Origin of the sequence: Clostridium sp. 'deep sea', assembly GCF_014931565.1 — a bacterium.
GTDB lineage: Bacteria > Bacillota > UBA994 > PWPR01 > PWPR01.
The window spans coordinates 3,135,193-3,160,494 of sequence record NZ_CP063353.1 but is presented as its reverse complement, the minus strand read 5'-3'; the positions used below and the strand labels follow the sequence as shown (position 1 = coordinate 3,160,494).

General features: G+C 32.3%; 25 protein-coding genes, 1 riboswitch and 1 other annotated feature. Of the genes, 4 read left to right on the top strand and 21 right to left on the bottom strand.

Annotated elements, in window-relative coordinates; all coding sequences use genetic code 11:
• Positions 1 to 10: 10 nt before the first annotated feature.
• Together IMX26_RS14705 and IMX26_RS14700 are read right to left on the bottom strand one after the other, a co-directional pair.
• A complete protein-coding gene (locus IMX26_RS14705) occupies positions 11 to 331 on the bottom strand; it encodes a hypothetical protein (RefSeq protein WP_195159123.1) in 321 nt (106 codons plus the stop codon).
• A 98-nt stretch (positions 332 to 429) separates the two neighbouring features.
• Positions 430 to 585, bottom strand: a complete 156-nt coding sequence (locus IMX26_RS14700) for a hypothetical protein (RefSeq protein ID WP_195159122.1) — start codon at positions 583 to 585, stop codon at positions 430 to 432.
• Positions 586 to 723: 138 nt separating this feature from the next.
• Positions 724 to 940: a binding site (T-box leader), on the top strand.
• Positions 941 to 981: 41 nt separating this feature from the next.
• Between IMX26_RS14700 and leuS the strand changes: the two genes are divergently transcribed.
• Entirely contained in the window at positions 982 to 3,438 is a 2,457-nt protein-coding gene (gene leuS / locus IMX26_RS14695; protein ID WP_195159121.1) for a leucine--tRNA ligase, read from the top strand.
• A 157-nt stretch (positions 3,439 to 3,595) separates the two neighbouring features.
• Here leuS and IMX26_RS14690 read toward each other — a convergent pair whose 3' ends face one another.
• A complete protein-coding gene (locus tag IMX26_RS14690; RefSeq protein ID WP_195159120.1) occupies positions 3,596 to 3,805 on the bottom strand; it encodes a hypothetical protein in 210 nt (69 codons plus the stop codon).
• Between the two features lie 101 nt (positions 3,806 to 3,906).
• Between IMX26_RS14690 and IMX26_RS14685 the strand changes: the two genes are divergently transcribed.
• Positions 3,907 to 4,650 carry a glycerophosphodiester phosphodiesterase gene (locus IMX26_RS14685; RefSeq protein ID WP_195159119.1) on the top strand — a complete coding sequence of 248 codons (744 nt, stop codon included), beginning with the start codon at positions 3,907 to 3,909 and terminating at the stop codon, positions 4,648 to 4,650.
• 641 nt (positions 4,651 to 5,291) lie between these two features.
• Here the strand turns inward: IMX26_RS14685 and IMX26_RS14680 are convergent.
• The 4 genes from IMX26_RS14680 to IMX26_RS14665 are packed head-to-tail and all read right to left on the bottom strand — an operon-like array spanning position 5,292 to position 9,301.
• Positions 5,292 to 5,996 (bottom strand): lysophospholipid acyltransferase family protein, encoded by a 705-nt coding sequence (locus IMX26_RS14680; RefSeq protein WP_195159118.1) that lies wholly within the window; start codon positions 5,994 to 5,996, stop codon positions 5,292 to 5,294.
• The gene (gene alr / locus IMX26_RS14675; protein ID WP_195159117.1) at positions 5,989 to 7,134 is read right to left on the bottom strand and encodes an alanine racemase; all 1,146 of its coding nucleotides are present in this window, start codon (positions 7,132 to 7,134) and stop codon (positions 5,989 to 5,991) included. Before alr ends, IMX26_RS14680 begins: the two co-directional genes overlap by 8 nt.
• A 13-nt stretch (positions 7,135 to 7,147) precedes the next feature.
• Complete coding sequence (locus IMX26_RS14670; protein WP_195159116.1) at positions 7,148 to 8,215, bottom strand: peptidoglycan bridge formation glycyltransferase FemA/FemB family protein; 1,068 nt, start codon at positions 8,213 to 8,215, stop codon at positions 7,148 to 7,150.
• 21 nt (positions 8,216 to 8,236) lie between these two features.
• The gene (locus IMX26_RS14665; RefSeq protein WP_195159115.1) at positions 8,237 to 9,301 is read right to left on the bottom strand and encodes a peptidoglycan bridge formation glycyltransferase FemA/FemB family protein; all 1,065 of its coding nucleotides are present in this window, start codon (positions 9,299 to 9,301) and stop codon (positions 8,237 to 8,239) included.
• A 126-nt stretch (positions 9,302 to 9,427) separates the two neighbouring features.
• Here IMX26_RS14665 and IMX26_RS14660 point away from each other — a divergent pair, with 126 nt between their 5' ends.
• A complete protein-coding gene (locus IMX26_RS14660) occupies positions 9,428 to 10,582 on the top strand; it encodes an aminotransferase A (RefSeq protein ID WP_195159114.1) in 1,155 nt (384 codons plus the stop codon).
• A gap of 73 nt (positions 10,583 to 10,655) precedes the next feature.
• Here IMX26_RS14660 and IMX26_RS14655 read toward each other — a convergent pair whose 3' ends face one another.
• From IMX26_RS14655 to tsaE, 11 genes are all read right to left on the bottom strand, one after another.
• The gene (locus IMX26_RS14655; RefSeq protein ID WP_195159113.1) at positions 10,656 to 11,525 is read right to left on the bottom strand and encodes a response regulator; all 870 of its coding nucleotides are present in this window, start codon (positions 11,523 to 11,525) and stop codon (positions 10,656 to 10,658) included.
• On the bottom strand, positions 11,525 to 14,578 hold the full coding sequence (locus IMX26_RS14650; RefSeq protein WP_195159112.1) for an ATP-binding protein: 3,054 nt from the start codon (positions 14,576 to 14,578) through the stop codon (positions 11,525 to 11,527). The genes IMX26_RS14655 and IMX26_RS14650 overlap by 1 nt, the downstream gene beginning before the upstream one ends.
• A gap of 266 nt (positions 14,579 to 14,844) precedes the next feature.
• A complete protein-coding gene (locus IMX26_RS14645) occupies positions 14,845 to 16,044 on the bottom strand; it encodes a S41 family peptidase (protein ID WP_195159111.1) in 1,200 nt (399 codons plus the stop codon).
• Between the two features lie 370 nt (positions 16,045 to 16,414).
• Positions 16,415 to 18,046 carry a chaperonin GroEL gene (groL, locus tag IMX26_RS14640; RefSeq protein ID WP_195159110.1) on the bottom strand — a complete coding sequence of 544 codons (1,632 nt, stop codon included), beginning with the start codon at positions 18,044 to 18,046 and terminating at the stop codon, positions 16,415 to 16,417.
• A gap of 17 nt (positions 18,047 to 18,063) precedes the next feature.
• Positions 18,064 to 18,354, bottom strand: coding sequence for a co-chaperone GroES (gene groES, locus IMX26_RS14635; protein ID WP_195159109.1), 291 nt, complete (start codon positions 18,352 to 18,354; stop codon positions 18,064 to 18,066).
• Positions 18,355 to 18,592: 238 nt separating this feature from the next.
• Positions 18,593 to 19,423 carry a formate/nitrite transporter family protein gene (locus tag IMX26_RS14630; RefSeq protein ID WP_195159108.1) on the bottom strand — a complete coding sequence of 277 codons (831 nt, stop codon included), beginning with the start codon at positions 19,421 to 19,423 and terminating at the stop codon, positions 18,593 to 18,595.
• The gene (locus tag IMX26_RS14625; RefSeq protein ID WP_195159107.1) at positions 19,395 to 20,012 is read right to left on the bottom strand and encodes a 5-formyltetrahydrofolate cyclo-ligase; all 618 of its coding nucleotides are present in this window, start codon (positions 20,010 to 20,012) and stop codon (positions 19,395 to 19,397) included. Before IMX26_RS14625 ends, IMX26_RS14630 begins: the two co-directional genes overlap by 29 nt.
• Positions 20,013 to 20,022: 10 nt before the next feature.
• Complete coding sequence (tsaD, locus tag IMX26_RS14620) at positions 20,023 to 21,051, bottom strand: tRNA (adenosine(37)-N6)-threonylcarbamoyltransferase complex transferase subunit TsaD (protein WP_195159106.1); 1,029 nt, start codon at positions 21,049 to 21,051, stop codon at positions 20,023 to 20,025.
• 1 nt (position 21,052) lies between these two features.
• Positions 21,053 to 21,532: a ribosomal protein S18-alanine N-acetyltransferase gene (gene rimI / locus IMX26_RS14615; RefSeq protein ID WP_195159105.1), complete on the bottom strand. Its 480-nt coding sequence runs from the start codon at positions 21,530 to 21,532 to the stop codon at positions 21,053 to 21,055.
• Positions 21,519 to 22,238: a tRNA (adenosine(37)-N6)-threonylcarbamoyltransferase complex dimerization subunit type 1 TsaB gene (gene tsaB, locus IMX26_RS14610; protein WP_195159104.1), complete on the bottom strand. Its 720-nt coding sequence runs from the start codon at positions 22,236 to 22,238 to the stop codon at positions 21,519 to 21,521. The genes rimI and tsaB overlap by 14 nt, the downstream gene beginning before the upstream one ends.
• Positions 22,219 to 22,692: a tRNA (adenosine(37)-N6)-threonylcarbamoyltransferase complex ATPase subunit type 1 TsaE gene (gene tsaE, locus IMX26_RS14605; protein WP_195159103.1), complete on the bottom strand. Its 474-nt coding sequence runs from the start codon at positions 22,690 to 22,692 to the stop codon at positions 22,219 to 22,221. The genes tsaB and tsaE overlap by 20 nt, the downstream gene beginning before the upstream one ends.
• A 130-nt stretch (positions 22,693 to 22,822) precedes the next feature.
• Positions 22,823 to 22,937: riboswitch (FMN riboswitch) on the top strand.
• 138 nt (positions 22,938 to 23,075) lie between these two features.
• Between tsaE and IMX26_RS14600 the strand changes: the two genes are divergently transcribed.
• Positions 23,076 to 23,621 carry an ECF transporter S component gene (locus IMX26_RS14600; protein ID WP_195159102.1) on the top strand — a complete coding sequence of 182 codons (546 nt, stop codon included), beginning with the start codon at positions 23,076 to 23,078 and terminating at the stop codon, positions 23,619 to 23,621.
• 91 nt (positions 23,622 to 23,712) lie between these two features.
• On the opposite strand, the gene IMX26_RS14595 is transcribed toward IMX26_RS14600, so the two are convergent.
• From IMX26_RS14595 to IMX26_RS14585, 3 genes are read right to left on the bottom strand one after another with little or no spacing between them, the layout of a single operon-like run.
• A complete protein-coding gene (locus tag IMX26_RS14595) occupies positions 23,713 to 23,889 on the bottom strand; it encodes a hypothetical protein (RefSeq protein ID WP_195159101.1) in 177 nt (58 codons plus the stop codon).
• 4 nt (positions 23,890 to 23,893) lie between these two features.
• Complete coding sequence (locus IMX26_RS14590) at positions 23,894 to 24,586, bottom strand: ABC transporter permease (RefSeq protein ID WP_195159100.1); 693 nt, start codon at positions 24,584 to 24,586, stop codon at positions 23,894 to 23,896.
• Entirely contained in the window at positions 24,570 to 25,298 is a 729-nt protein-coding gene (locus IMX26_RS14585; RefSeq protein WP_195159099.1) for an ATP-binding cassette domain-containing protein, read from the bottom strand. Before IMX26_RS14585 ends, IMX26_RS14590 begins: the two co-directional genes overlap by 17 nt.
• Positions 25,299 to 25,302: the final 4 nt, after the last annotated feature.

Below are 25,302 nucleotides of genomic sequence, written 5' to 3'. Positions count from 1 at the left end.
GATGTTGTTATTATTGAGGATCTATAATTTGCTCTTCTTCAACCTTCTTTTGCTCTTCTTCTAGTATTACTTCACTAGCCTCTGTGTCTATAACAGTTGTTTGATTTTGTTGTTCAGCAAGTTCTTCTTCTTCTATTTCTTTTTCTAACTTAGTACGTAGCTCATCTAGTTTTCTACGCTTTAGTGTGCGTTTATTTAAGTATGTTGCAAAAAATACTATACATGCGGTTATAAACATTTTTACGAATTTATCTTCAAACATCTGTACTAATACTATACCGCCAATTATTATTAATAAAGCTGCTAATATTCTCTTAATAGTTTTTGACACTTATGGCACTCCTTTTAAATGATTGCTATTATAGTTCTAGCTTTAAAGAAATTATCCTGCACTAGTGTTATAATTATATATCAAAAACTGTGATTAAGCTATTTTTTGTCAATATCTCGTAAACAAGCTGGGTACGTTTTAATTTTGCGATGATGAGCAACACACTCACAACACATACCATGGTTAGTACAATTAGTTTTAACACAAGGACAGTCCTGTTCATTTTTTTCTTTATTTACACATTTTATTGTCATTATGTTCATTCCTCTCTACTCTTTTTCAATATAAATAAATATATTACCATTGTCAAGTATTTAGATAAGCTAAATTTTTACAATTTGCTATATTAACAACCTTATTTGACTTTTAACATAAAATATTTTATAATTACCGACAAAGCTATGATTAGGAATAGTACAAATGTATGTTTATGTAGAGAGTTGCTGGGTGGTGTAAAGCAATTAAACATAGTTTGGAACTCGCCTAGGAGCTAATAATATGAACAGCAGAGTAGTATTATTCGTTAACATGCGTTAAATGTTCTTTAAGTGCTAAGTTTTAAACTTAGAATAAGAGTGGTACCGCGGAAGCATTCCTTTCGTCTCTATGTGGAGATGAGGGGTTTTTTATATTTATAGGAGGGTTTTTACATGGAAAATAGTTATTCACGCCAAACTGATTTAAAATGGCAACAAATATGGCAAGATACTAACCTATATAACTTCAAAAGTGATAATATTGATAAAAAGTTTTATTGCTTAGAAATGTTCTCTTATCCATCTGGCTCTAAGCTTCATTTAGGTCATTGGTATAATTATGGCTTAACTGATTCTTTTGCAAGATTAAAGAGAATGCAAGGTTATGAAGTATTTGAGCCTATGGGCTTTGATGCCTTTGGTTTACCAGCCGAAAACTACGCTATTAAAACAGGTATTCATCCTAAGACTTCTACAGAAAACAATGTTAAAACAATGCAAAAACAATTAAGGTCTATGGGTGCTATGTTTGACTGGGATTATGAACTTGCTACCTGTGAACCAAATTATTATAAATGGACCCAATGGCTATTTTTACAGCTCTATAAAAATGATTTGGCTTATAGATCAGATGCACCCGTTAACTGGTGTCCTTCTTGCCAAACAGTCTTGGCTAATGAACAAGTTGTTAATGGTTTTTGTGAGCGTTGTGATGCTGAAATAATTAGAAAAGATATGACTCAATGGTTTTTCCGTATTACAAAGTATGCTGATGAACTATTAGCAGGTTTAGATGATTTAGATTGGCCTTCACGTACTATAGCAGCCCAAAAGAACTGGATTGGTAAATCTGTTGGAGCTGAAATAAAGTTTGAAGTATGTGGTGAAAACAATTCGTTTAAAGTATTTACAACAAGAGCAGATACCTTACTGGGCGTTTCTTATGTTGTTTTAGCACCCGAACATAAGCTTGTTGCTAAAATTACTACTAAAGAGCAAGCTGAGGCTGTAAAAGAGTACCAACTTTATGCACGTAAACAAAGTGAAATTGAACGCATGTCTACAGATAAAGAAAAAACAGGTGTTTTCACTGGTGCTTATGCCGTTCACCCCTTAACTGGTGATAAAATTCCTATTTGGATTTCGGACTATGTATTAGCTAGTTATGGTACTGGTGCTGTTATGGCGGTACCCGCACATGATACTAGGGATTTTGAATTTGCAACAAAGTTTAAATTGCCTATACCTCGAGTAATTAAAGGTAAAAATAATAATAATGATGACTTACCATTTACAGAATATGGAGTTATGGTTAATAGCGAAGAGTTTAACGGGCTAAGCTCAGAGCAAGGCAAAAAAGCTGTTGTAGAAAAATTAGCAAAAAAACAAGCAGGAGAGTTTTCGATTAATTTCCGTTTAAGAGATTGGTCTATATCTCGGCAGCGTTACTGGGGCGCTCCTATACCAATTATTCATTGTGATAAGTGTGGTATGGTTCCAGTTCCTGAAAAAGATTTGCCAGTAACATTACCCTTTGATGTAGACTATAAACCACAGGGTAAAGCTCCACTAGCAACAAATGAGCAATTTATAAATACAACTTGCCCTATTTGCGGTGCAAAAGCTAAGAGAGATCCAAACACTTTAGATACTTTTGTAGATTCAAGTTGGTATTTTTTACGCTACCCAGACAATAATAATGAGAATAAACCTTGGGATATAGATTTAGTAAATAAAATGTTACCAGTAGATAAATATGTAGGTGGTCCGGAACATGCTTGTATGCATTTACTGTATGCTCGCTTTATTACTAAAGCATTAAGAGACTTGGGTTATTTAAACTTTGACGAGCCTTTTAAATCATTAACCCACCAAGGTATAATTTTAGGTCCCGATGGTAAAAGAATGAGTAAGTCTAAAGGAAATGTTGTTTCTCCTGATAGATATATTGAGGAAAATGGTTCAGACGTTCTTCGTTTATTCTTAGCCTTTGGTTTTGCTTACACTGAGGGAGGTCCATGGGACGAAAAGGGAATAAAAGCCATTGTTCGTTTTGTGGAACGCGTTGAAAGACTAATAAAGAGAGTTAACCAACTTTCTATGTCGTGTAAAAACACTTCAACAGAAATGGGTAAAGCTGAAAAAGACCTTAACTATATACGTCATTATGCTATTAAAGGTGTATCTATAGATGCTGCCAGAATGCAATATAATACCTGTGTATCTCGTATGATGGAGCTAACCAACGCCTTATATAAATATGACCAAAATGTTGAGAGTAAAAATGTTAAGCTAATGAGTGATTGTGTTCGTGACTTAATGTTAATTATGGCACCTTTCGCCCCTCATTTTACTGAAGAAATGTGGAGCCAAAGTGGCTATGAGTACTCTATATTTAATCAAGAGTGGCCTAAGTATAATGAAAAAGCCCTAGTGCTAGATACTGTTGAGATTGCAGTGCAGATTAATGGCAAGGTGAAAACCAGATTAACTATAGATAGCTCTTTAAGCAAAGATGAAATAGAAAAATTAGTATTGGCTAATGAAAATATCACCAGCTCGCTTGAAGGTAAAACTATTCGAAAAGTTATTGTAATACCCAAGAGATTAGTAAACATTGTAGCTAATTAGTAGGATGTTAGTTTTGTTGAATTGCGTTTTACTCTTAGTATAATGTAACTTCTATAAATGCGTTTTTTCATAAGAATAAAAAAAAGGGTAATTGCACATTTATGTTTTGTGCAATTACCCTTTTTATTGTTAAATAAATTCATACTTTTGTTTTTATTTAACCAAAAATAAATTTCAGTATAGAAACTACTATAACCAGTATAATAGCAATCAAAATGAATGGACTGGCTATTATAAATGTTATTATTGTTGTGGCAATTGTTACTCCAATTGCACTTAGGATAATTAGGGCAACTACAATAATAATTATAAAAGTTATTAAACAACCTAATGGTCCTTTTACATTACCCTCATAATGATATCTCATATTAGTATCTCCTATGTAAAATATATTTTAATTATACTGCAAAAAGATACAATGTTATATAATATTGTTATAAATATATTTATTATGTTAGGAGATATAAAATGACTCTAATACTTGGACATAGAGGTGCAAGTGGATATGCACCCGAAAATACAATGAGCTCTTTTAAGTTAGCCATACTTCAAAATGCTGATGGCTTAGAGTTTGATGTTCACTTAAGTAAGGATAATATACCAGTTGTAATACATGACAGAACAATAAATAGAACAACAAATGGAAGTGGCCTAGTAGCTGAATACACTGCTAGTGAACTACAGCAATTTGATGCTGGCAGTTGGTATGGCAAAAAATTTAGAGGATTTAAAATTCCATTATTAGCTGAAGTTTTACAATTATGTAAAGTTGTAGATAAACAATTATTATTAAATATCGAGCTCAAAGCTGGCTCTAAGATGTATAAAAATATTGAAAGAATAGTAATAGATATGGTTAGCGAATATAGGCTTGAAAAGCAGGTTATTATTTCATCTTTTGATCACTTCGCTCTGCAAAGGGTTAAAGAAATAAACCCCAATATTAAAACAGGTGTATTGTACGCGGCCTCATGGATTAAGCCGTGGCGATACCGAGAGGTATTAAACTTTAATGCCCTGCACCCAGCTTGGCACACCCTAACACCCGAATTATTAAAACACTGCCATGAAGCTGGCTTAGCTGTAAATACCTATACCGTAAATGACACAAAGTATGTTGACCAAATGATAGCTCTGGGTGTTGATGGCATTATTACAAATTACCCGAATAAGCTAATTGCTTGTAGAGATGAAATTAAATATAAAGAGTAAAAATTAAAAATAATTTTACTGTTATGTGATATTGTAAATTTGCATCCCTGATAATTAATTCTTTTAACAGTATTTAATACACATTACCTAAGTATCCACAACGGAATCACACAGAGGTGATTCCCTACATAATATTTATTATAATGACAACAAATATATAGGTAGTTTTGAGTGCCTTTATACAGCTTTAAAACTAAAATTAAAAAAATAACTAAATACTCTAGTGGAGTATCATAGGCAAAGATATTGATATCTCTCTGGAATAAGTGGAATATTGTAATTTTTATGTTTGTTTTAAAAATACCTTACACTTAAATAAAACGAAGATACTACAGCTATAAATACTAATATCTCCATAAACATAACCGTCACTTTCAGTATGAGTTTCCCTCTTGACATTAATTATAACAGAAAAATAATTAAGAACTGCGCAAACAGTTCTTAATTTTTAATAAATTATGTACTACCACCTAATAGCCTCAGAGTGTCATTATGTCGTGGCTTTCAGAATTGAATCTAGATTAAGGAATAGCAAAAAAACACAAAAATATAATACAAACTGGTATATATTTTTGTGTTTTTTTGTGTATGACGAAGATATAGATTTAATTATGAAAGCGTCCGTGGAAATAAACTATAACCTAACTATAGTGACCTCTATACCTGGGACTCATCAACTCGGCAATCTTGCCCATACAAAAATCTGCAGCATATCTATTAAAGTCTTCTACCTGCACTTTGCGTTTATCTGGTAAGGTAAATGCCTCACCAAATTTCACATGTACAGTTGCTTTATGTAGTTTTTCTCTACCCATATTACTATCGTTAATAGGTAATAATACCTCTGTTCCTTCTAAAGCTATAGGCATAATTGAGGCACCACTTAATCTTGCTAATAATACAAATCCTTTTTTAGCTTCACTCATTGCTGCACTTCTGCTACGTGTTCCTTCTGGAAATATCACCAATGAGCCACCACTTTTAAGAAGGGCTACACAATTTTTTATAGCCTGTTTATCTGGTGTACCAGGGTTAATGGATATTGTAGATAAAGTCTCCATAATATATCTCGTAACGGTTACGTCATTTAATTTTACACCTGCTACAAAGGTTGCTTTGTATGGTTTAAGATAAAGGTTTAAAACTGGGGCATCTATATTGCTTAGGTGATTGGCAATATAAATAGTTGGTTTACCCATTCGTTGTTTTAAGTGTTCACGCCCAGTAACTTTAAGATCAGCATGATACTTAATTGCTGTTTTTAAAACATTATGAATGATGGGCTTTCTTACTCCAACAGGCAACTTTGATACTAACTCAACTGTTCTATTAAACCTATTAGGCATAATTACCCTCCCGATCTGTGTTTGGAGCTTTAAATACTCTTGGTATTTTAGCATTTACAGCTGCTTGTAAAATTCTTACATTAGCTATATCGCCTTTGTGTATATCATTATAATCTGTTATATCTAATGCCAAATGCTGCATTCCTACTTTTCCAATGTATGAAATTTTATGCCCATTTATTAATGCTGTTTCTAAAACTCTCTTAAATCCAAAAAACCTAAGGGTTGTTTTAGCTATATCTTTTATTAACTCTTTTAGAGTGCTTTTTCGATGAACAGGCCACATACTTATACCGTCTGCAAAGCCTAATTGAATAATAGCTAATCGTGAGTTTCTTTTAACTTTATACGTTGCTCCATATCCTATGGCTGAACCTTTAGGAACATTTATTATATTAACAATTTTTGCTTGCAAGTGCCATGCCCTTTTTAATTTTAACTTACTATTAACTCGGCATTGACCTATTAGCAAAGTACCAACTCTTACCATATCAAGGTGAGTTTCAGGCATATGGGCTGTTGCACTACTATTAGCACAATGTAGTATTGGTACATCTATACCTGTTTGTTTTATACTTTTTACAATTTGCATAAACTGCTCTAGCTGCTTTCGAGTGGCTACTTTGCTTTCTGCTTTCGCAAAATGAGTATACAAACCTTCAAGCTCTAGGTTCTCTTGATCTATTATTTTTTTGGCCAAAGCAAGTGCCTCGTCAGCATTAACTCCATAACGATACATACCAGTATTTATGTTAATATGAACCCTTACAGTTCTGCGAGCATTGGCTGCTACTTGTTGAAGATATATAACATCAGATATAGAATTAATTGTAAGGGTACATCCAGCAGCCACAAGCTGTACAAACTGATCTGGTAATGTTGGACTCATTAATAATATAGGCACAGCAATACCTGCTTGTCTTAGCTCATATACCTCATTTGGTAATGCTACCCCTAAATAATTTACTTGTTCTTCTAACATTAAATGGGCCATATTAACAATACCATGACCGTAAGCATCTGCTTTAACAACACCTAATAATCGGGTATCTCCAATATGTTTTTTAACCTCTTTAATGTTATGCCGAATAGCTGACTTATCTATATATATCCAGCTATTGAAATTCATATCTGACATTAAATTTTCCTCCCTAGCGACGTAATAACTTTAAGATTTGAGCTCTCTTTTTAATTGCAAATGGCATTAGTTTGTCCCACATTGAGTAATGTAATTTAGAGAACACTAAATCATATTCGCCAATAAATTCAGTTACACCGCCACCAAAACCTTTTTTAAATCTATACACACCATACATGGGGTGAGTTTCATCGGCAAATCCTGATACTCCACCAAAATCATATATATCACAGTTATTTTCAATTGCCCATTTTATCATGGTCCACTGAACTAAAGAGTTGGGCTGTTTGTTGCGCATTTTATTATCAGATGCTCCATAAGCGTACCATACTTTATTACCACAAATTAAGTTAAAAGCACCGGCAATATAAGTGCCTTCATATTCCGCCATAAACAATTTTCCATAACCATTTTTAACTAAATGATTCCACATGTTAACGTAATACTCGTAACCCCTTGCTCCAAAGTTATCTCTATTTGCGGTAATTTTAAGTAATCTATAAAACTCTTTTAGGTCGTCTATACTACAGTCATCTTTAATTACAACACCCTTTTTAGCCGCATAACGAATATTGTAACGGGTTTTACTCGACATCTCTGCTAACAATCTATCTTCGTCTTTATTTACAGCTAATCTGTGTACAAACTTAGGCTGTATTTCTTTATAATCTTTACGATTAGCTATATGTTTAAAATCTCTACTAGTTAAATAATTGTGCAGTTCTTCATCACCTGCATAAGCACCTGGATCTATTTTCAAAAATGCTACATGTTGCTGTTTAGCAATTTTGCTAATGTTCTCCCATAAAAAATCCATTGTTTCATAATCAGTTAAACTACATACCGGCCCCCTCGGAGCATAAAAAAAGTATTTACCAATTGCAGGTATTCTTTTTTTTAATAAAGATATAGCTGCCTTTGCTGTATCTCCATCATAAACCATATATCTATAGGGAACCCAGTTGGTTTCATTTTTTAGTTCCCCCCACTCATATAGTTGATAAACATGACTTTGATGTGATTCTTTTATATAGTCATTATATTGCTTTTTATTATTTTCATTTATTTCAATAAACTTCATGCTATCCTCCAAAGTTAGTAGCTATTTTTTTATTACTTTAAGAACTTTTTTACGAAGTTTTTTGGCAGCAGGCATTGCCTTTTCCCAAAGGGTATACATTAATGGAGAAAATACTAAATCGTATTCTCCAATATACTCAGTAAACTCTGCACCAAAGCCTTTTTTAAATCTATATAGTCCATATAAAGGATTGTTTTCATCTAGATCTCCAGATATACCCCTAAAATCATAAACATCACAGTTGTTCTCTAATGCCCACTTTATCATATTCCATTGAATTAAATAACTAGGCTGTTTATTACGGTGTTTATCAGAAGCTCCATAACTATACCATACTGTTTTACCACAAATTAAGGCCAATGTACCAGAGATTATCTCTCCTTCATACTCAGCTAAAAAGAGTTTTCCATGTCCTGTTTTTACTAAATATTTATACATATTCTCAAAGTACTCAAAGCTTCTAATACCAAAATTATCTCTTTTAGCTGTTTCGATTAAAATTTCGTAAAACTTCTTTAAATCACTATCATTACATTCACTACGTATGCTAACACCTTTTCGGGCTGAATAGCGAATATTATAACGAGTTTTACTGGCCATTGCTGCCAAAAGATCTTGCTCAGATTTATCCAGTTTTAAACGCATTACAAACTTTGGCTGTATACCATTAAAGTCTTTACCTGTAGATAATTTTTTAAATTTTCTACTCTCTAAATACTCTTGAAAATCTTTGTTTTCTACACTAATATCAGGATCTATTTTAAGAAAAACTGCTTTGTGTTCTTTAGCTAATTTAGCTATTTCAGCCCATAAAAAATCCATTGTATCATAATCTTTAATATCACAAATAGGTCCTCTTGGAGCATAAAATATGTTTTTATTAAGACCTGGAATTTTTCTTTTTAGTATTGATATGGCTGCTTTAGGTTTATTATTGTCAAAAACCATAAAGTATAGTGGTTTCCATCCTGTTGTGCTTTTTAGCTCGCCCCATTCATATAGTTGAAATACATGTGCTTTTGGAACGTTTTGTATATAGTTATTAAACATTTCACGCTGTGAAGCGTTTATTTGTTGTAGTCTCATAATTACCCCCAGCTTAACATCTTCTTCTTAGCTATTATACCACTTTTATATGATATATAAAGCATACTAACCCTCCTCTTTATGTTAAAATATATATTATAATAACGTTAAAGGTAGGTTTTTTTAATGACAATGAATATTAACCCTAAAGTTAAAGAAATTGAGATCTCTGGAATTAGAAAATTTTTCAATATGATATCTGGTAAAGATAATATAGTATCTTTAACTTTGGGTCAGCCTAATTTTGATACCCCTCAGCATATAAAAGATGCTGCCATTAAAGCTATTAACAATAATACTACTCGTTATACCCATAATGCTGGTTTTATGGAGCTAAGAGAAGCTACCTCAAACTGGATGAAAAAAAAGTACCAATTAAGCTACCAAGCAGAAGATGAAATTATTATTACTGCTGGCTCTAGTGAAGCTATCGACATTGCTTTAAGAGCGTTATTAACTACTGGTGATGAGGTTATTTTACCGGCTCCTGTTTACCCTGGTTATGAACCTGTAATTACAATGTGTGGAGCAAAAACAGTTTTAGTTGATACTACTGAAACAAACTTTAAACTAACAGCCACTCAGTTAACTAAACACTTAACTAAAAATACAAAGGTAGTTATTCTACCATACCCATCTAATCCAACAGGTGCAATTTTAACAGAGCAAGAGCTCAAAGATTTAGCACAGTGTTTAAAGGATAAAGATGTAGTTATTATTGCAGACGAGTTATATAGCGAGTTGGTTTTTGAAGGTAATCATAAAAGTATTGCTAATTATGAGAATATGCGTGAAAAAACTATAATTATAAATGGTTTATCAAAAAGCCACGCTATGACAGGCTGGCGTGTAGGTATTTTATTGGCCCCTAGCTACTTGGCAAATCAAATACTTAAGGTACATCAGTACAATGTAACTTGTGCTAGCAGTGTAAGTCAAATAGCTGCTTTAGAGGCCTTAACAAATGGTTATGAAGATGCCTACCCTATGAGAGACTCATATTATGAGCGTATAGAATATACTTGGAAAAGATTAAATGACATGGGCTTAAAAACCCACAAACCAGGTGGAGCATTTTATATTTTTACTTCTATAAAACACCTAGGTGTAAAGTCTTTTGATATGGCATTGCGTTTGGTTGAAGAAGCTGGAGTAGCTTTAATTCCTGGAGACGCTTTTTCGCAGTATGGAGAGGGATACTTACGCATATCTTGCGCGGTATCTATGGAGAGTTTGGTTGAAGGGTTAAATAGAATTGAAGAGTTTTTAAGTAAATTGTAGTTTTAATTTACAAATTTTCTTTTTAATATACACGGGCTGGCATGGAAGCCAGCCCGTACATTTGTTTAAGTATTTATTGACTTGCTATTAAATCATGATACATATTTTCGTATTTTGCTTGCAAAACAATACTCCAGGGGTAATCATGTTCTTCAAATAACATACCTGTGTAAATATCTGCTATCTCTTGTTTATTGATTGTTTTACCACTTTTAAAGCGTTTATAGTATTTATTTAAGGTATTTATGTCTATCTCTATTTTTTCGGTGTTGAGCCTCATTTTACCCCTAACGGATTCTATGGGTATGGTAATATTTTGGGCCTGTTCTTGTTGCCTAATATAATATAGTGTTGTATAAAGGCTACTCATTGCTTTTTTACAATTGGAGCCCGGCCATAAGTTATCTATTATTTTATCTTTAGAAACATAATTACCTTGCTCACATATTAAATAGGCTATTAATTCATCGGCTTTTTTGGTACGCCAATTATTATTTATTATTTTGTTGTTAAAATACATTGTTAATCTTTTAAAACACTGTATTTTGAATTTACTATTAGTTATCTCTGTTTTCTGCTCATTTAATTGATAAAACTCTACGGCCCTGTTTACAGATTTTTTTAGTCTTTCAAGTTTAAAAGGTTTTAATAAGTAGTCTATAGCATTTAACTCAAAGGCTTTAATGGCATATTGGTCATAAGCAGTAGTAAAAACAATAGGAATAAAGCGCTCAATATCCATAATTTTTTTGAAAACCTCTAAGCCATTCAGAGGCATTTCAATATCTAAAAATATGATATGGTGTTTTTTGTTTTGCATATAACTAAGTGCTTTATTGGCATCTGTAAAAGAGTTTATTTCAGTAATATCAGGTATCTGTTGTAGTAGTTTTCTTAATCTGTTGATAGCATGTTGCTCATCATCTATTACCAAAGCTCTCATTAATATTCCTCCCCAATAATATTCTCTGGTATTTCAATTATAAATCTACACCCTTTTTGTATGCTACTATCTATTTTAAGACCAACACCATAATAGTGCTGTAATCTCTTATTGATATTTTTTAAACCAACACTTTTACTTACTGTATCTGTATCACTTAAGATTGTGTTAAGTTTATTCTTAGAGATACCCACACCATCGTCTTCAACAATTATATATATCTTTTGGTTTTTTTTATAAATACTAATGTTTATTTCACCATTACCAACCTTTTTAAGAATACCGTGTTTAATACAATTCTCCACTAAGGGTTGTAGTATTAACGGTGGAATCATAAACCCTGTGTATTTTATATTAAAATTGCACTTTATTTTATTCTCAAAACGTACCTGTTCAATAGCTAAATAGGACTTTATATATTCTATTTCACTCTCAATAGGTACAAAGTTTTTAGTATTGCTAAAATCGAAGCTCTTTCTTAAATAGCTACTAAAATCTATTAGCAGGTCACTGGCTTTATTTGGGTCAGTATCGCATAAAGAAACTATTACATTTAAGGCATTATAGATAAAATGGGGTTTTATTTGAGCTTGCAAAAAAGCAACTTTATTATTAATTACCTCTATTGCTGATGTTCTCATATTTATTAAGGTACTAATTCTGGCTTTTAGCTCTTCACTACTAAAAGGCTTAGTTAAAAAGTCATTAGCGCCTAATTTAAAGCCATGGATCATTGCCTCAGTATGGGTTTGAGCTGTAATCATTAAAACTGGTAACTGATATAAATTATAGGTTGACCTTATTATCTTACATAAATCATAGCCTGAGATTTCATCCATCATGATATCTAGTATTGCAATATCTATTTTATATTGTTCAATAGCTTTAACCGCTTCTTTGCTATTGCATGTAACTATTAATCTATAGTCTTCGGTAGATAATATATTAATTAAAACTTGCAAATTAGCTGAATCATCATCAACAATTAAAATTGTGTTTTTATTATTCTTTTTAAGAATTTTTATCTTTGAAAAACTCTGTTGCTTAATGTTTTTAAGCCTAGGTTTTGATCTAAAATTAAGGGATAGTTGCGATACTGTGTTTTTACTTGCTTGTAAGGTAAAGTAAAATTTAGAGCCTGTTTTAGAATCGGATTCAGCCCAAATTTCACCTCCATGTAATTTTACAAGCTGTTTTGAAATACTCAAACCCAGCCCTGTTCCTAATACTGAGTTTGTATGATTCACTTGATTATAGGCCTTAAATATTTGCTGTAGTTTATCTAGGGGAATTCCACACCCTGTATCTTCTACACATACTCTTATCAAGGTATTCTGTTTAATACAGCTAATTTTTATCTCACCTTGTTTAGTAAACTTTAGAGAGTTAGATACTAAATTAGTTAGTATCTGTATAAGTCGATTTTCATCTCCATAAACTCTTATTTTAGGGTCTATATTGCAACTTATTTCAATATCTTGATTGTTAGCTAAGTATTTTTGAGTATTAATTACAAAATGTGCTACGCTTAAAAGTGTTACATTTTTTAGTTGCAGTTTTATATCATTATTTTTTAGTTTTGCATAATCAAGTATATTATTAACTAACTGCGATAATCTTCTTCCACTCTTCACCGCATAAGTTAGGTTTTCTTTTTGGGTATCATAAAGATTCTCGCCATTTTCAATAATATGTTCTATCAACCCAATCATTCCTTGTAAAGGAGTTTTAATTTCGTGTGAGGTATAGGCTAAAAAATCATCTTTTATTTTATCCTGTTTAATTAACTCTGTAGATAGTTTTCTAATATCCTCAAACGACTTTTCATAACGATGTGCTACTATAAATACCTGTATTGTTAGTATTGAAAATACTGAATAAGGGGTTATTCCTCCATCAATTATATTTATAATATTCATATAGTATAAAACATCTAAAATACAGGCACATATTACTGATGAGTAACCTATAGTACATAAAACCGAAAATGTCTTATCTTTTTGAATTGCTTTATAATTACAATATATTAAATAGATAAATACTAATATATAGATAATTTCTAATACAATAACATAGTTTGTATAAACATAGGTTGGTAAAATAGTAATAATTATTGTGCAAAATACGGCATAACCAATTGTTAATTTTATACTTAATTTACTTACAATATCTTCAAAAAGTGTATAATTAAACAGTGCAACAGCTGATGGACCCCAGATTATAGTTAAGTACTCTACCCTAGCAATAAAGGCAACGGAAATATTAGGAAACAAACTTGTAATTATATAATCACCAGTAAATAGAATTCTAATAAGCATAATTGATAAGCTAATAATTAAGTATAGATTAGTTTTGTTATTTTTTTTCTGTAAAAAAAAGATTCCAACATGATAAATAAGGGTAAATAAAATACCACCCAATAAAAACACTGCTCTATGAGTTGAGTGTTTTTTAAGATTCATTACTTGCTGGTATTCTCCCAAAATCATGCTATGCCACATACCCGTACGATTATAGGTGTAATTAGCAACCTGAACAATAATATCAAACTCATGATTAGTATTGTTAAAGACAACAATTTGGGGTCTAAAACTACTTTTATACCCTTGTTTATTGGTTGCTACTATGCCATTAGTTGCTACAACTTCATTATTAATCATTAGCTTATATGAGGTAGACATTGTTAAGATTTTAAGGCCTAGAATTTTGTTTATATCGTTTGTTTTTACTTTAAGGCGATATGTACCATATCCATAACCTTTTATGTTAGAAATGTGGGTTGGTTGAAAACTACCTGGCACATTTTGCAGCTGTGCTTGATAGTGATTATTTTGAAAGTCTTCATAGGTAAGTAATTGGTTTTTATACAACTCCCACTCGCCACTTAATTTAATTGGTCCTTCTTGAAGATTATAATGAGATAAATCTAAACAACCATTAACCACTTGCAATGTATTTGTATTTGATATTTTTGTTATATCAAAAACAACACTCACAACTAATATTATTAATGAAATAGTGATAAAAAGTGAGTATTTTTTTAACATTTTCATAGTTTATGCCTTTCAGGAAGGGAATCATTTTAGGTGTAAATAAAGATTATTTTATTAAAATTTTATACTAACAAGTCTGTGTTAGCAAGAGGGTGCAGCTATGTTTGATTGATTATATTTATTATATTGCTATTTCAACAATTTACTTTAACATTTTCACTTAGTATTTCATAGTAATTGCTTTAAAAAAACGGGTGAAAATGGATTTCAGCCCGTTCAATGCATAATTTTATTTAAGTTGTTGGTATTAAACTTGTTAAATCTAATTAGTTTTTAATAATATCCAATACCACTTCTAATGCCTTTTGAGGATTGCACTCAATATCGGGTGGGGTTCCCTCAAGAACAGTTCGTATAGTGCCATCTGGAAACAGTATTCGGGTATTAGATATTCTTACTTGTAATTTTGTATTTGGTAGGGTATACATTTTACTATAGCCTGAATCTATTCCACCTGATTTTGAGCCAACAATTGTACCTGTATTGGAGTATTTAACCCAGCTAATTAATTGCTCTGATGCAGATAAACAATGTTGATTAACCAGTAAAAATAATTTATCATATCCTTTTTTACTGTTAACAGGTTTTACTTTAGTTTCAACTTCAAAAAAATGTGAATAATTAGCTGTGATAAATGGATCAAGAGTTGCCACTGGTAGGTTACTAAGCTCAAGAATGTTCTGTTCCTTAAGTTCATTGGTAACTTGGCTTCTCTTTAATAGCCCATATTTTGATACGCTAGTTTCGTTCTTTATAATTGCAGGTAAGATATATTCAGACCAATCATCAATATAACCACCAGCATTGTCTCTGATATCAAGAATAATATTTGATGTTGCTTTATTTAATAAATACTGTTTAATTTCTTCTCGCTCATCTGTAGTTAACGTAAACATTGGAATCTTTACATATATTGTATTTAATTCTGGATATTCTTTTACTGAATATCCGCTACTTGAATATGAATAAGCCTTATTCTTTTTATAGTTATGAGATATCACTCTACTCCAATACTTATAATTCTCACTACTTAAATCATTTAATTCTTTGTATGTATTGTATGCTTCTTCACCTATGTACTCTCTTTTTAACTCTATATTAGAAGCTATTATCCAAAACTCTTTTGGATTAACAAGATAAGAATGGGGATCTCTTATTTCTATCATAAACTCGTTTAATAAGTTTAAAAATTGTTTATCAGTATCTGTTTTTAATATTTTAGTTTTAAATTGTTCTCTTAGTTTTTCAAAACTTAAAGGATAACTCTCTTCCCAATCTTCAAAAAAACAATAATCAGCTTCAATTGTTTCACATAAGTAATTAAAGTCTTCCAGCTTTTGATCCACTGAATACAACCTAAATAAATAGTCTCTAACTATGCCAAAATATACTAAAGCTACTACTAAACATAAAGATACAACAACTATAATGATTTTCTTTGCATTAAGTTTTTTAATATTTTTCACTTTACAGCTCCTTTCATGTTGTCTTTAAACCCTAAACCTATGGATGTATAATTATGTTATCTCGTATATTCATTGTATTATCTAAATAGCTATATGTCAAATATATTTTACATATTTCCACATAAAATTATTAATTAACATCTTTTAAATTATTTTAAAATAATGTTTAATTGCATATTGAGTTCACTTAATATAATTGGAGAGGCTATGGATTGTAGTATAAAACAAAAGTTTAGAGAGGTTATTTAATAATTTGTGTAGATACTATATATTACTGACTACCAAAAAGATTTGTAAGAAGCAAAATGGTACAATATTTTTTAATTATAAAAAAAGAAATGCTCACAATTTGTGAGCATTTCGTATTTTACTACATCATTGGCATTCCGCCACCCATGCCTGGACCTGCTGGCATTGCTGGCTCTTCTTCTGGAATATCAGCAACCAATGTTTCTGTTGTTAAAATCATAGCAGCAATACTTGCAGCGTTTTGTAAAGCTGAGCGAGTAACCTTAGCTGGGTCAACAATACCAGCTTCTATCATGTTCACATAACGCTCATTTAAGGCATCAAAACCAACGCCTGAATCAGATTTAACTACTTCTGATACAATAACACTGCCCTCTAAACCAGCATTAAAGGCGATTTGACGAACTGGCTCTTCTAAAGCACGCTCAACAATTTTAGCACCTGTTTTAGCATCGCCTTCTAGTCTCTCTACTACCTCTTTAACTTTAGCTTGAATCTCAAGTAAAGCTGTGCCACCGCCAGAAATAATTCCTTCTTCTACAGCTGCACGTGTAGCAGATAAAGCATCTTCTATACGTAGCTTACGCTCTTTTAACTCTACCTCAGTAGCGGCACCTACCTGAATAACTGCAACACCACCAGATAATTTAGCTAAACGCTCTTGAAGCTTTTCGCGGTCATAATCAGAAGTTGTATCTTCTATTTGGGCTTTAATTTGACGAACACGGTTATCAACTCCACCTTGCTCACCAGCACCATCTATAATAATTGTTTCTTCTTTAGTAATACGTACTTGATGTGCTTTTCCTAACATGTTCATATCTGTATTCTTTAGCTCTAAACCTAAGTCTTCAGAAATAACTTGAGCACCTGTTAAAATAGCAATATCTTCTAACATAGCTTTACGACGATCACCAAAACCAGGAGCTTTAACAGCTACAGCATTCATGATACCACGTAGTTTGTTTACTACTAATGTAGCTAATGCTTCACCTTCGATATCTTCTGCAATAATAATTAAAGAGCTTCCTCTTTCAACCATTTGTTGAAGTAAAGGTAATAAGTCTTGAATATTTGTAATCTTGCGATCTGTTAATAAGATATATGGATTATCTAAAATTGCTTCCATTTTTTCAGCATCTGTAACCATGTAAGGAGATACATAACCACGATCAAACTGCATACCTTCAACAACCTCTAAAGTTGTTTTCATGTTTTTAGATTCTTCTACAGTAATAACACCGTCGTTACCAACCTTCTCCATTGCCTCAGCAATTAACTCACCTATTTGAGCTTCATTTGCTGAAATAGAAGCTACCTGAGTGATATCTTCTTTACTACGTACGGTTATGCTTCTGCCTTTAATTTCTTCAACAGCGCAAATTACTGCCTCTTCAATACCACGACGTAAAATCATTGGATTAGCACCAGCAGCTACGTTTTTTAGTCCCTCACGTACCATTGCCTGAGCTAATAAAGTAGCAGTTGTTGTTCCATCTCCTGCTACATCATTTGTTTTTGTAGCAACTTCTTTAACTAATTGAGCACCCATGTTTTCAAATGGATCTTCTACCTCAATTTCGCGAGCAATTGTTACACCATCATTAGTAATTAATGGGGCACCAAATTTTTTATCTAATACTACATTACGACCTTTAGGTCCTAATGTAACTTTAACTGCATCAGCTAATGCATTCACACCACGTTCTAAAGCTTTACGTGCATCTTCATTGTACTTAAATTGTTTAGCCATTTATGTACACCTCCTGTTTAGTTTTCGATAACAGCTATTATGTCTTCTTCTTTCATAACAAGGTATTCACTACCATTGTGTTTCACTTCATTACCAGCATATTTTGAGAATAGTACTGAATCTCCTGCCTTTACTTCCATTGGCATTAAGTTTCCGTTATTATCTCTTTTACCTATACCAACAGCAATCACTTTACCCTCTTGAGGTTTTTCTTTTGCTGAATCAGGCATTATAATTCCACCAATTTTGGTCTCTTTTTGTTTAAGTACTTCAATTATTACACGATTAGCCAAAGGTTTTATAGCCATCTGTATGCCTCCTCTGTATAGTTATTTTTTGATTATTAGCACTCTTACTAAGTGAGTGCTAATCATATACATTAATATACCAATATTATTGAAAATGTCAAGTGTATAAATAAAAAAGCTTACGACAAAAAGTCACAAGCTTCATGTTTTTGTTGTAGCTTAATAAAAAAATGGTTAATATAAAGTTAATATATAACTAAAACTTTACAAAAGCAACCTGAAAAGCTTTAAATAAATATTACCTGTTTTTAGTTTGTTTATTATATGCAAAGCAGTATAAAGCTCCTACAAAAAAGGCTCCTCCTATAATATTGCCTATAGTTACAGGAAGTAAATTAGAGGTAATCATACTTCCCCAGTTAAGTGAGCCTAAATCACCAAACTGAGCTATATTAGCAATATAACTAGTACCTTTTAACATAATTCCAGCAGGAATATAAAACATGTTAGCAATTGAGTGTTCAAATCCACAGGCTACAAATGGAGTTATAATTGACACACAGGCAATAATTTTACCCCACACTGTTTTAGCCGATGTGGCAACCCAAACAGCCAAACATACCAACCAGTTTGCTAACAAACCCCTAATTAAGGCTTGCATAAATGGCATACTTACTTTTGCCTTGGCAACTTTTAAGGCAACATTAGCAGCAAATCCATGGTTAGTTGCCCATAAACCCGATTTTGCTATTAAAAATGCTACAAAAACAGCTCCTATAAAGTTTGATAGATAAACTAATGACCAATTTTTTAACATAGCACCTACAGAGATTTTTTTCTTTTGACAAGCCATTATTAACAAATTGTTGCCTGTAAATAATTCTGCTCCTGCTAATAAAATTAAAATTAAAGCTAAACTGAATATAACACCCGCCATCATTTTAGACATACCATATCCTAAAAATTGGGATACATCTTGTGAAATTATAATTGAAGCAAAGCCAGCAAAAGAAATATAACAACCTGCTAAAAATCCTAACAATAAGGTAAGCCAAGCTGGTCGAACTGATTTTTTTATGCCAACATCTATTGTTGCTTCTCTAATTTCTCCTGGTTTTAAATTCCTCATCCTTCTTGTTCCTCCCAATAATTCTATTCTCTGTAATTATAAAGTTAACTGGCACATCAAATATTCCAGTAGGAATTTTATCTACTATTTGTGTTTCGTATGCTAATGCAATTCTTGAACAAGTAGAGGATAGTTTAGCAACTAATCTGTCATAATAACCTCCTCCGTAACCTAGTCTATTACGGTTTGTATCAAAGGCTACTCCTGGAGTAATTACTAAATCTATTTTTGATAGGTCTATTGCTGTGCAGTGCTCTTTGTTAGGCTCCATAATACCGTAGTTTCCTTTTATTAAATCATTTTTAGATTTAATTTGGTAAGCAAGAATACTTCTGGTTTTTGGTATAGTTATAGGCACGCATACTATTTTATCAGCTTTTAAGGCTGTGTCAATGAGTTCTTTTGTGGACACTTCACCACGAAAATCAACATAATACAGAATTATATTTGCTTGTTGATATTGGGCAGTTTTCTCAAGATTTTCTTTTATTTGTAAGTCTGCCTTTTCACGTGTATCTTTATTAATAATACTGCGTTTTTCAATAATTTGTTTTCTTAGTTTTGTTTTTATCTCTTTTAAGTTTGCCATTGTATTCTCCTTATTGGGGGTGTTCAGTAATAGGCAAGGTAGCATAGGCATTGGCATTTAACTTAGCTATTAAACCCTGTTTATAGTAGTGATAACCAGCTACTCCTACCATGGCTGCATTATCTGTACAGTATACTTTTTGAGGGTAAAATAGTTTTATATTATGTTTCTGCAACGCCTTAGTTAACTGCTGTCTTAAAGCAGTGTTTGCGGCCACACCTCCGGCTAATGCAACCTGATTAACTTGTTTGAGTTTAGCAGCTTTTATAGTATTTTCTACTAATACATCAACTACCGCCTGCTGAAAAGATGCCGCTATATCATTTACGGGTAACTCTATATTCTTTTGCTCGTGTTTATGAATTACATTAATAACAGCAGATTTTAACCCGCTAAAACTAAAGTCAAGGGTATCTTCTTTGGCAAAGGCTCGCGGAAAAGCAAAGGCTGTATTATCCCCTTTAAGGGATATATTTTCAATTACTGGTCCACCTGGATAACCTAAGCCTAGTCTTCGGGCAATTTTATCAAAGGCCTCGCCCGCCGCATCATCACGGGTATGAGCAATGCGTTCAAATTTTAAGTGTTCTTCCATATATATTAATTCTGTATGTCCACCCGATACTACTAAGGCAATTAAGGGTAGCTGTAGGTTTGGTCTATCAATAAATGATCCATATAGATGTCCGGCTAAATGATTAATTGTAACAAGTGGTTTATTGTATCCAAAAGCTAATGCCTTAGCAAAAGATAAACCTATTAATAAGGCTCCTATTAAACCTGGACCTGCGGTTACTGCAATGGCATCTATATCTTCCATAGTTAAGCCAGCCTGTTGTAAAGCGGCTTTGTATACTGGTACTATGTTTTTAATATGGCGACGAGAGGCTATCTCTGGCACCACCCCTCCATATAACCTGTGTAGGTCTATTTGAGAAGAAATTTCATTGGCTAAAACCCTGTGGCCATCTTGAACAATAGCAACTGAGGTTTCATCACACGATGTTTCGATAGCTAAAATTGTTGTAGTTGTTTTCACCTTAAATCACCAACTCTACTAGAGGTTTATGCAGTTTATTAATATCTTTTTTCCACATTACTAAGGCATCTTCATTATTATCACTGTAATATTTTATACGCCTGCCACCCACTAAAAAACCGTTCTTTTTGTAGAGATTTATGGCCTTTTCATTAGATTCTCTAACCTCAAGGGTAATAGAGGTGGCTCCATTAGTAACTGCCTTCGAAAATAAGATGTTAAGCATAGTATTACCATAACCTTTGCCCTGATAGTTAGGGTCTACTGCTATTGTTGTTATATGAGACTCATCCAATACCTGCCATAAGCCACCATAGGCAATTATGGTTTCGTTTTTTAGTAATACCATATAACTAGAGTGATCGTTATGAGTTAACTCTGTGATAAAGGTATTTTTACTCCAAGGATTTGTGTATGTTAAGTGTTCAATACGAGTAATATTATCTAAATCACTTTGAAGCATGGGTCTATGATTTAACATTTTTAGTTTCTCTTTCTAGCCGCTGTTCTTCAGCTGCAGATAATCTCATATAAAATGGTTCTACTGTTTCTGTATTACATGGTTTTTGTTTGTTTTTGATTGCATCAACTACTAAAGGCAAAATTAAAGATGCCCTGGAATAGCTATGAAAAGGGGTATTATTTATAACTTTATCAGCAAATAAACTAACAATCTCTTGCGCATTTGCCTTATTATCATTGCTTATTAAGTGTACCTTATCATGTGCCAAAATTAAATCACTTATTTCGTTTTGTAATTTACCAATAAAGTAGTCATTTATAAGCTTAGGTTTACCCTCACTGCAATTAAATTGACCAACATATACTTGTCCTCGTTGAGCCGGAATAGTTGCTATTACGGGTTCTTTTACACCCCAATAAGATGCGGCTAAAACCTCAAGCGAGGTAAAGCTATATATAGGGCAGTTAGCGGCTATTGCTAAACCCTTGGCTACAGTTAAGCCAATTCTTAACCCCGTAAATGACCCTGGTCCTTTTACTACCCCAATTGCATCTAGCTCATTGATTGTTAAATCAGCCACTCTTAAGGCCTCTTTTATTAAAGACAATAGGTAATCTGAGTGAGTGTAATCAAGGTTTAGGGTATACTCTATAAGTAACTTTTCATTAGTACCTAAAGCAATTGTACAGGCTTTGCTTGAGGTATCAAAGGCTAAGATTGCCACTTATTTTCAGCTCCTTTAGTAAATGTTTTTTTGTTTTAGGAGGTATTATTTTAATTATTCTTTCATTTATCGTATCCGTATAGCTTATATTAATTTGCCAATACGGGTCTAGTATTTCGGCGATAAATTTATCCCCCCACTCCATTACAATTAAGCCATTGTTATATAGCTCTTCGTATCCAAGCTCATATACATCGCTAAAACTATGTAACAGATACACATCCATATGAAAAACTTTTATGGGTGCCTCATATATATTTAAATAGGTGTATGAAGGACTCGTTACCATATCCGCACTGCCCCCTACCCCCTTAAGAATACCTCTAACAAAAGCAGTTTTACCTACCCCTAACTCTCCATTTAAAAGTAAGATATCATTTTTAGTTAAAATATGCCCTACTTTTTGCGCTATATTTTCAGTGTTTTCTACAGAATTAGATTTAAGCGTTAACATAACATAACCTACTTTCTCTGGGTCTAATAAAATCTAATTTCTCAATACCCTATTATAACAGACATGCTTAATTGAAAAAACTAGCTTGACATATTTATTAATATAATACTATACTGTTGTTGTAAATAATATTTACCTTCGGGGCAGGGTGCAATTCCCTACCGGCGGTTAAAGCCCGCGAGCAGTAATGCTGAATTGGTGAAATTCCAATGCCGACAGTAAAGTCTGGATGAAAGAAGGCTTGTTTTTAAACAATTTACCCCGACTTTAAATATAAGTCGGGGTTTTTATGTTTTAAACATCAAAGTATAGACTACTGTATATATTCATGGATAAAGTGAAAAAGTTAGTCTATGGGCTCCAGAGGTTTTGGGAGGATAATTATGCGATACCAAACAAAAACAATGGTTGCTATAGGTTTTTTAGCAGCCCTGTCTACTGTTTTAATGTGGTTTCAAGTACCACTACTACCTGCTGCTCCTTTTTTGGAGTATGATTTAAGCGATGTGCCAGTTTTAATGGGTGCTTTTTCTTTAGGACCTGTTGCGGGGTGCTTAATATCTATTGTAAAAGCTTTTGTTTTTTTACTAACCAAAGGCAAAAGCGGCATTATCGGAGCGTTTATGAACTTAGTTTCTACCGTGTCTTTGGTTTTTGTAGCTAGCTACATTTATAAAAAGCTTAAAAAGAGCTTTACAGGCTCAGTAATTGGTTATGTTTTGGGTACAATCACAATGACTATGCTTATGGTATTAACAAATATGTATATCGCCTTACCTATTTGGGGTATTCCAGTTGAGCAAATTAAACCATTAGTTATATCTGCAATTATTCCATTTAACTTATTGCGTGGTTTAATAAGTTGTATTATAACTGCTGTGTTATACAAACGTTTTAAAAATATCATGGACAAATTTGTTTCACAATAAAGTATTAGTCATATATTAATTATGAGCTATACAATAATTTGGGTCATTAAAATTATTTACTAATTTTAATGACCCTATTTCGTTAAAACTACTATAACATCTTTAAGGCATTTATTACAGCAGTAACTAAAGCACATACTCCAGCAAGAGCCAGCCATTTATACCATATACTTGATTCTGTTTTATTTTTACTTAAGAAAAACCCTATTAAACTAATTAAGAGTAAAACAATGCCCAATATAGCACCTAAAATTATCCCTATTTTCATTTTACTAAACCTCCATTTTGTTAATAACCTTATTCGTAGAATAAGCAGCCAAAATACCTACTGCTAAAAGTACCATACTACCAATAACCATATAGAGATTTGGGTTGATACCAATAATTACATTTCCAAAAATAACAGATAATATAATTGCTGTTACAATTGTTGTTGAAACTGATTTTTTAATAAAACCTATTCTTAATGATATTAAGCCAACTGTCATAATAGCAAAAACAGAGGTAATAACTCTTAGATATTGGCTTAGAATATGTTGGTTTGTGATCTTACCACTTAATATTGGTTTGATGTTTTCAGTTAAGAAAAAAATACTACTTGGTATTAAGGTACATATTAAAAAACCAAAAGCAATAAAGCTTGTGACCAACATAACTTTACTAAAAAATACTTTGGTTTTAGATACCGGATACGAAAACATGAGCATAGCTTTTTGGCGACTGTAATCTTCTATAATAAATTTAGAAAAAAGAACTACAGAAAAAACTGAAAAGACGATAAAACATATACCCGTATGCATCTTTAACAGATTATCGTAACTCTGAAACTGTATATCATTTTCAACTTTAGCTATCATAGCGATCATATATATAAAAGCAAGCATTAATATGGAAATAATAATTAAAGCAATATAATATGAGGTAAGTCTATTGCGTTTAATCTCTAATTTAATTAGTTTTATCATTTGCTTTTTCTCCTACAATACTAAAATAGTATTCTTCTAATCCGCCTCTATACTGCTTTTTTATATCACTCATTTTTGCTTGTTTTGTTATGCCATTTGCTAATACTACTATAAAATCTGCCACCTGTTCTACTTCGCTTAACGTGTGGCTTGATAATAAAATTGTTTTATCTTCTTCTTCACAAAGCCTTTTAAACAACACCCTCATATCCTTAATACCTTGAGGGTCTAGCCCATTAACTGGTTCATCTAAAATTAATAGTTTAGGTTCATGTATAATAGCCCTTGCAATAGCCAACCTAGCTCTCATTCCTAAAGAGAATTTAGAAACTGAGCGGTTATTCACACCCTCAAGTCCTACCATTTGAAGAGTATTTTTAATATCAGCTTTAGAGTCCATGTAAGCTAAGTGAATCTTTAGATTCTCTTCTGCGCTTAAATGCTCATAAAATACGGGTGTTTCTATAGATAGTCCAATATATTTTAATATTTCATTACGCTGCGTATCGATATTTAAATCAAAAATACTTATTGAACCCAAATCTCTTTGTAGTAGTCCGGTAAGCATTTTTAATACGGTTGTTTTTCCTGCCCCATTAGCACCTAAAAGACCATATATCTTTTTTTCTTTTACTGAAAAGCTACCATCTTTAATTACTTTTAAATCACCAAAACTTTTTTGAAGCGTTTTAGCTTCTATTACAATAGTCATAAGT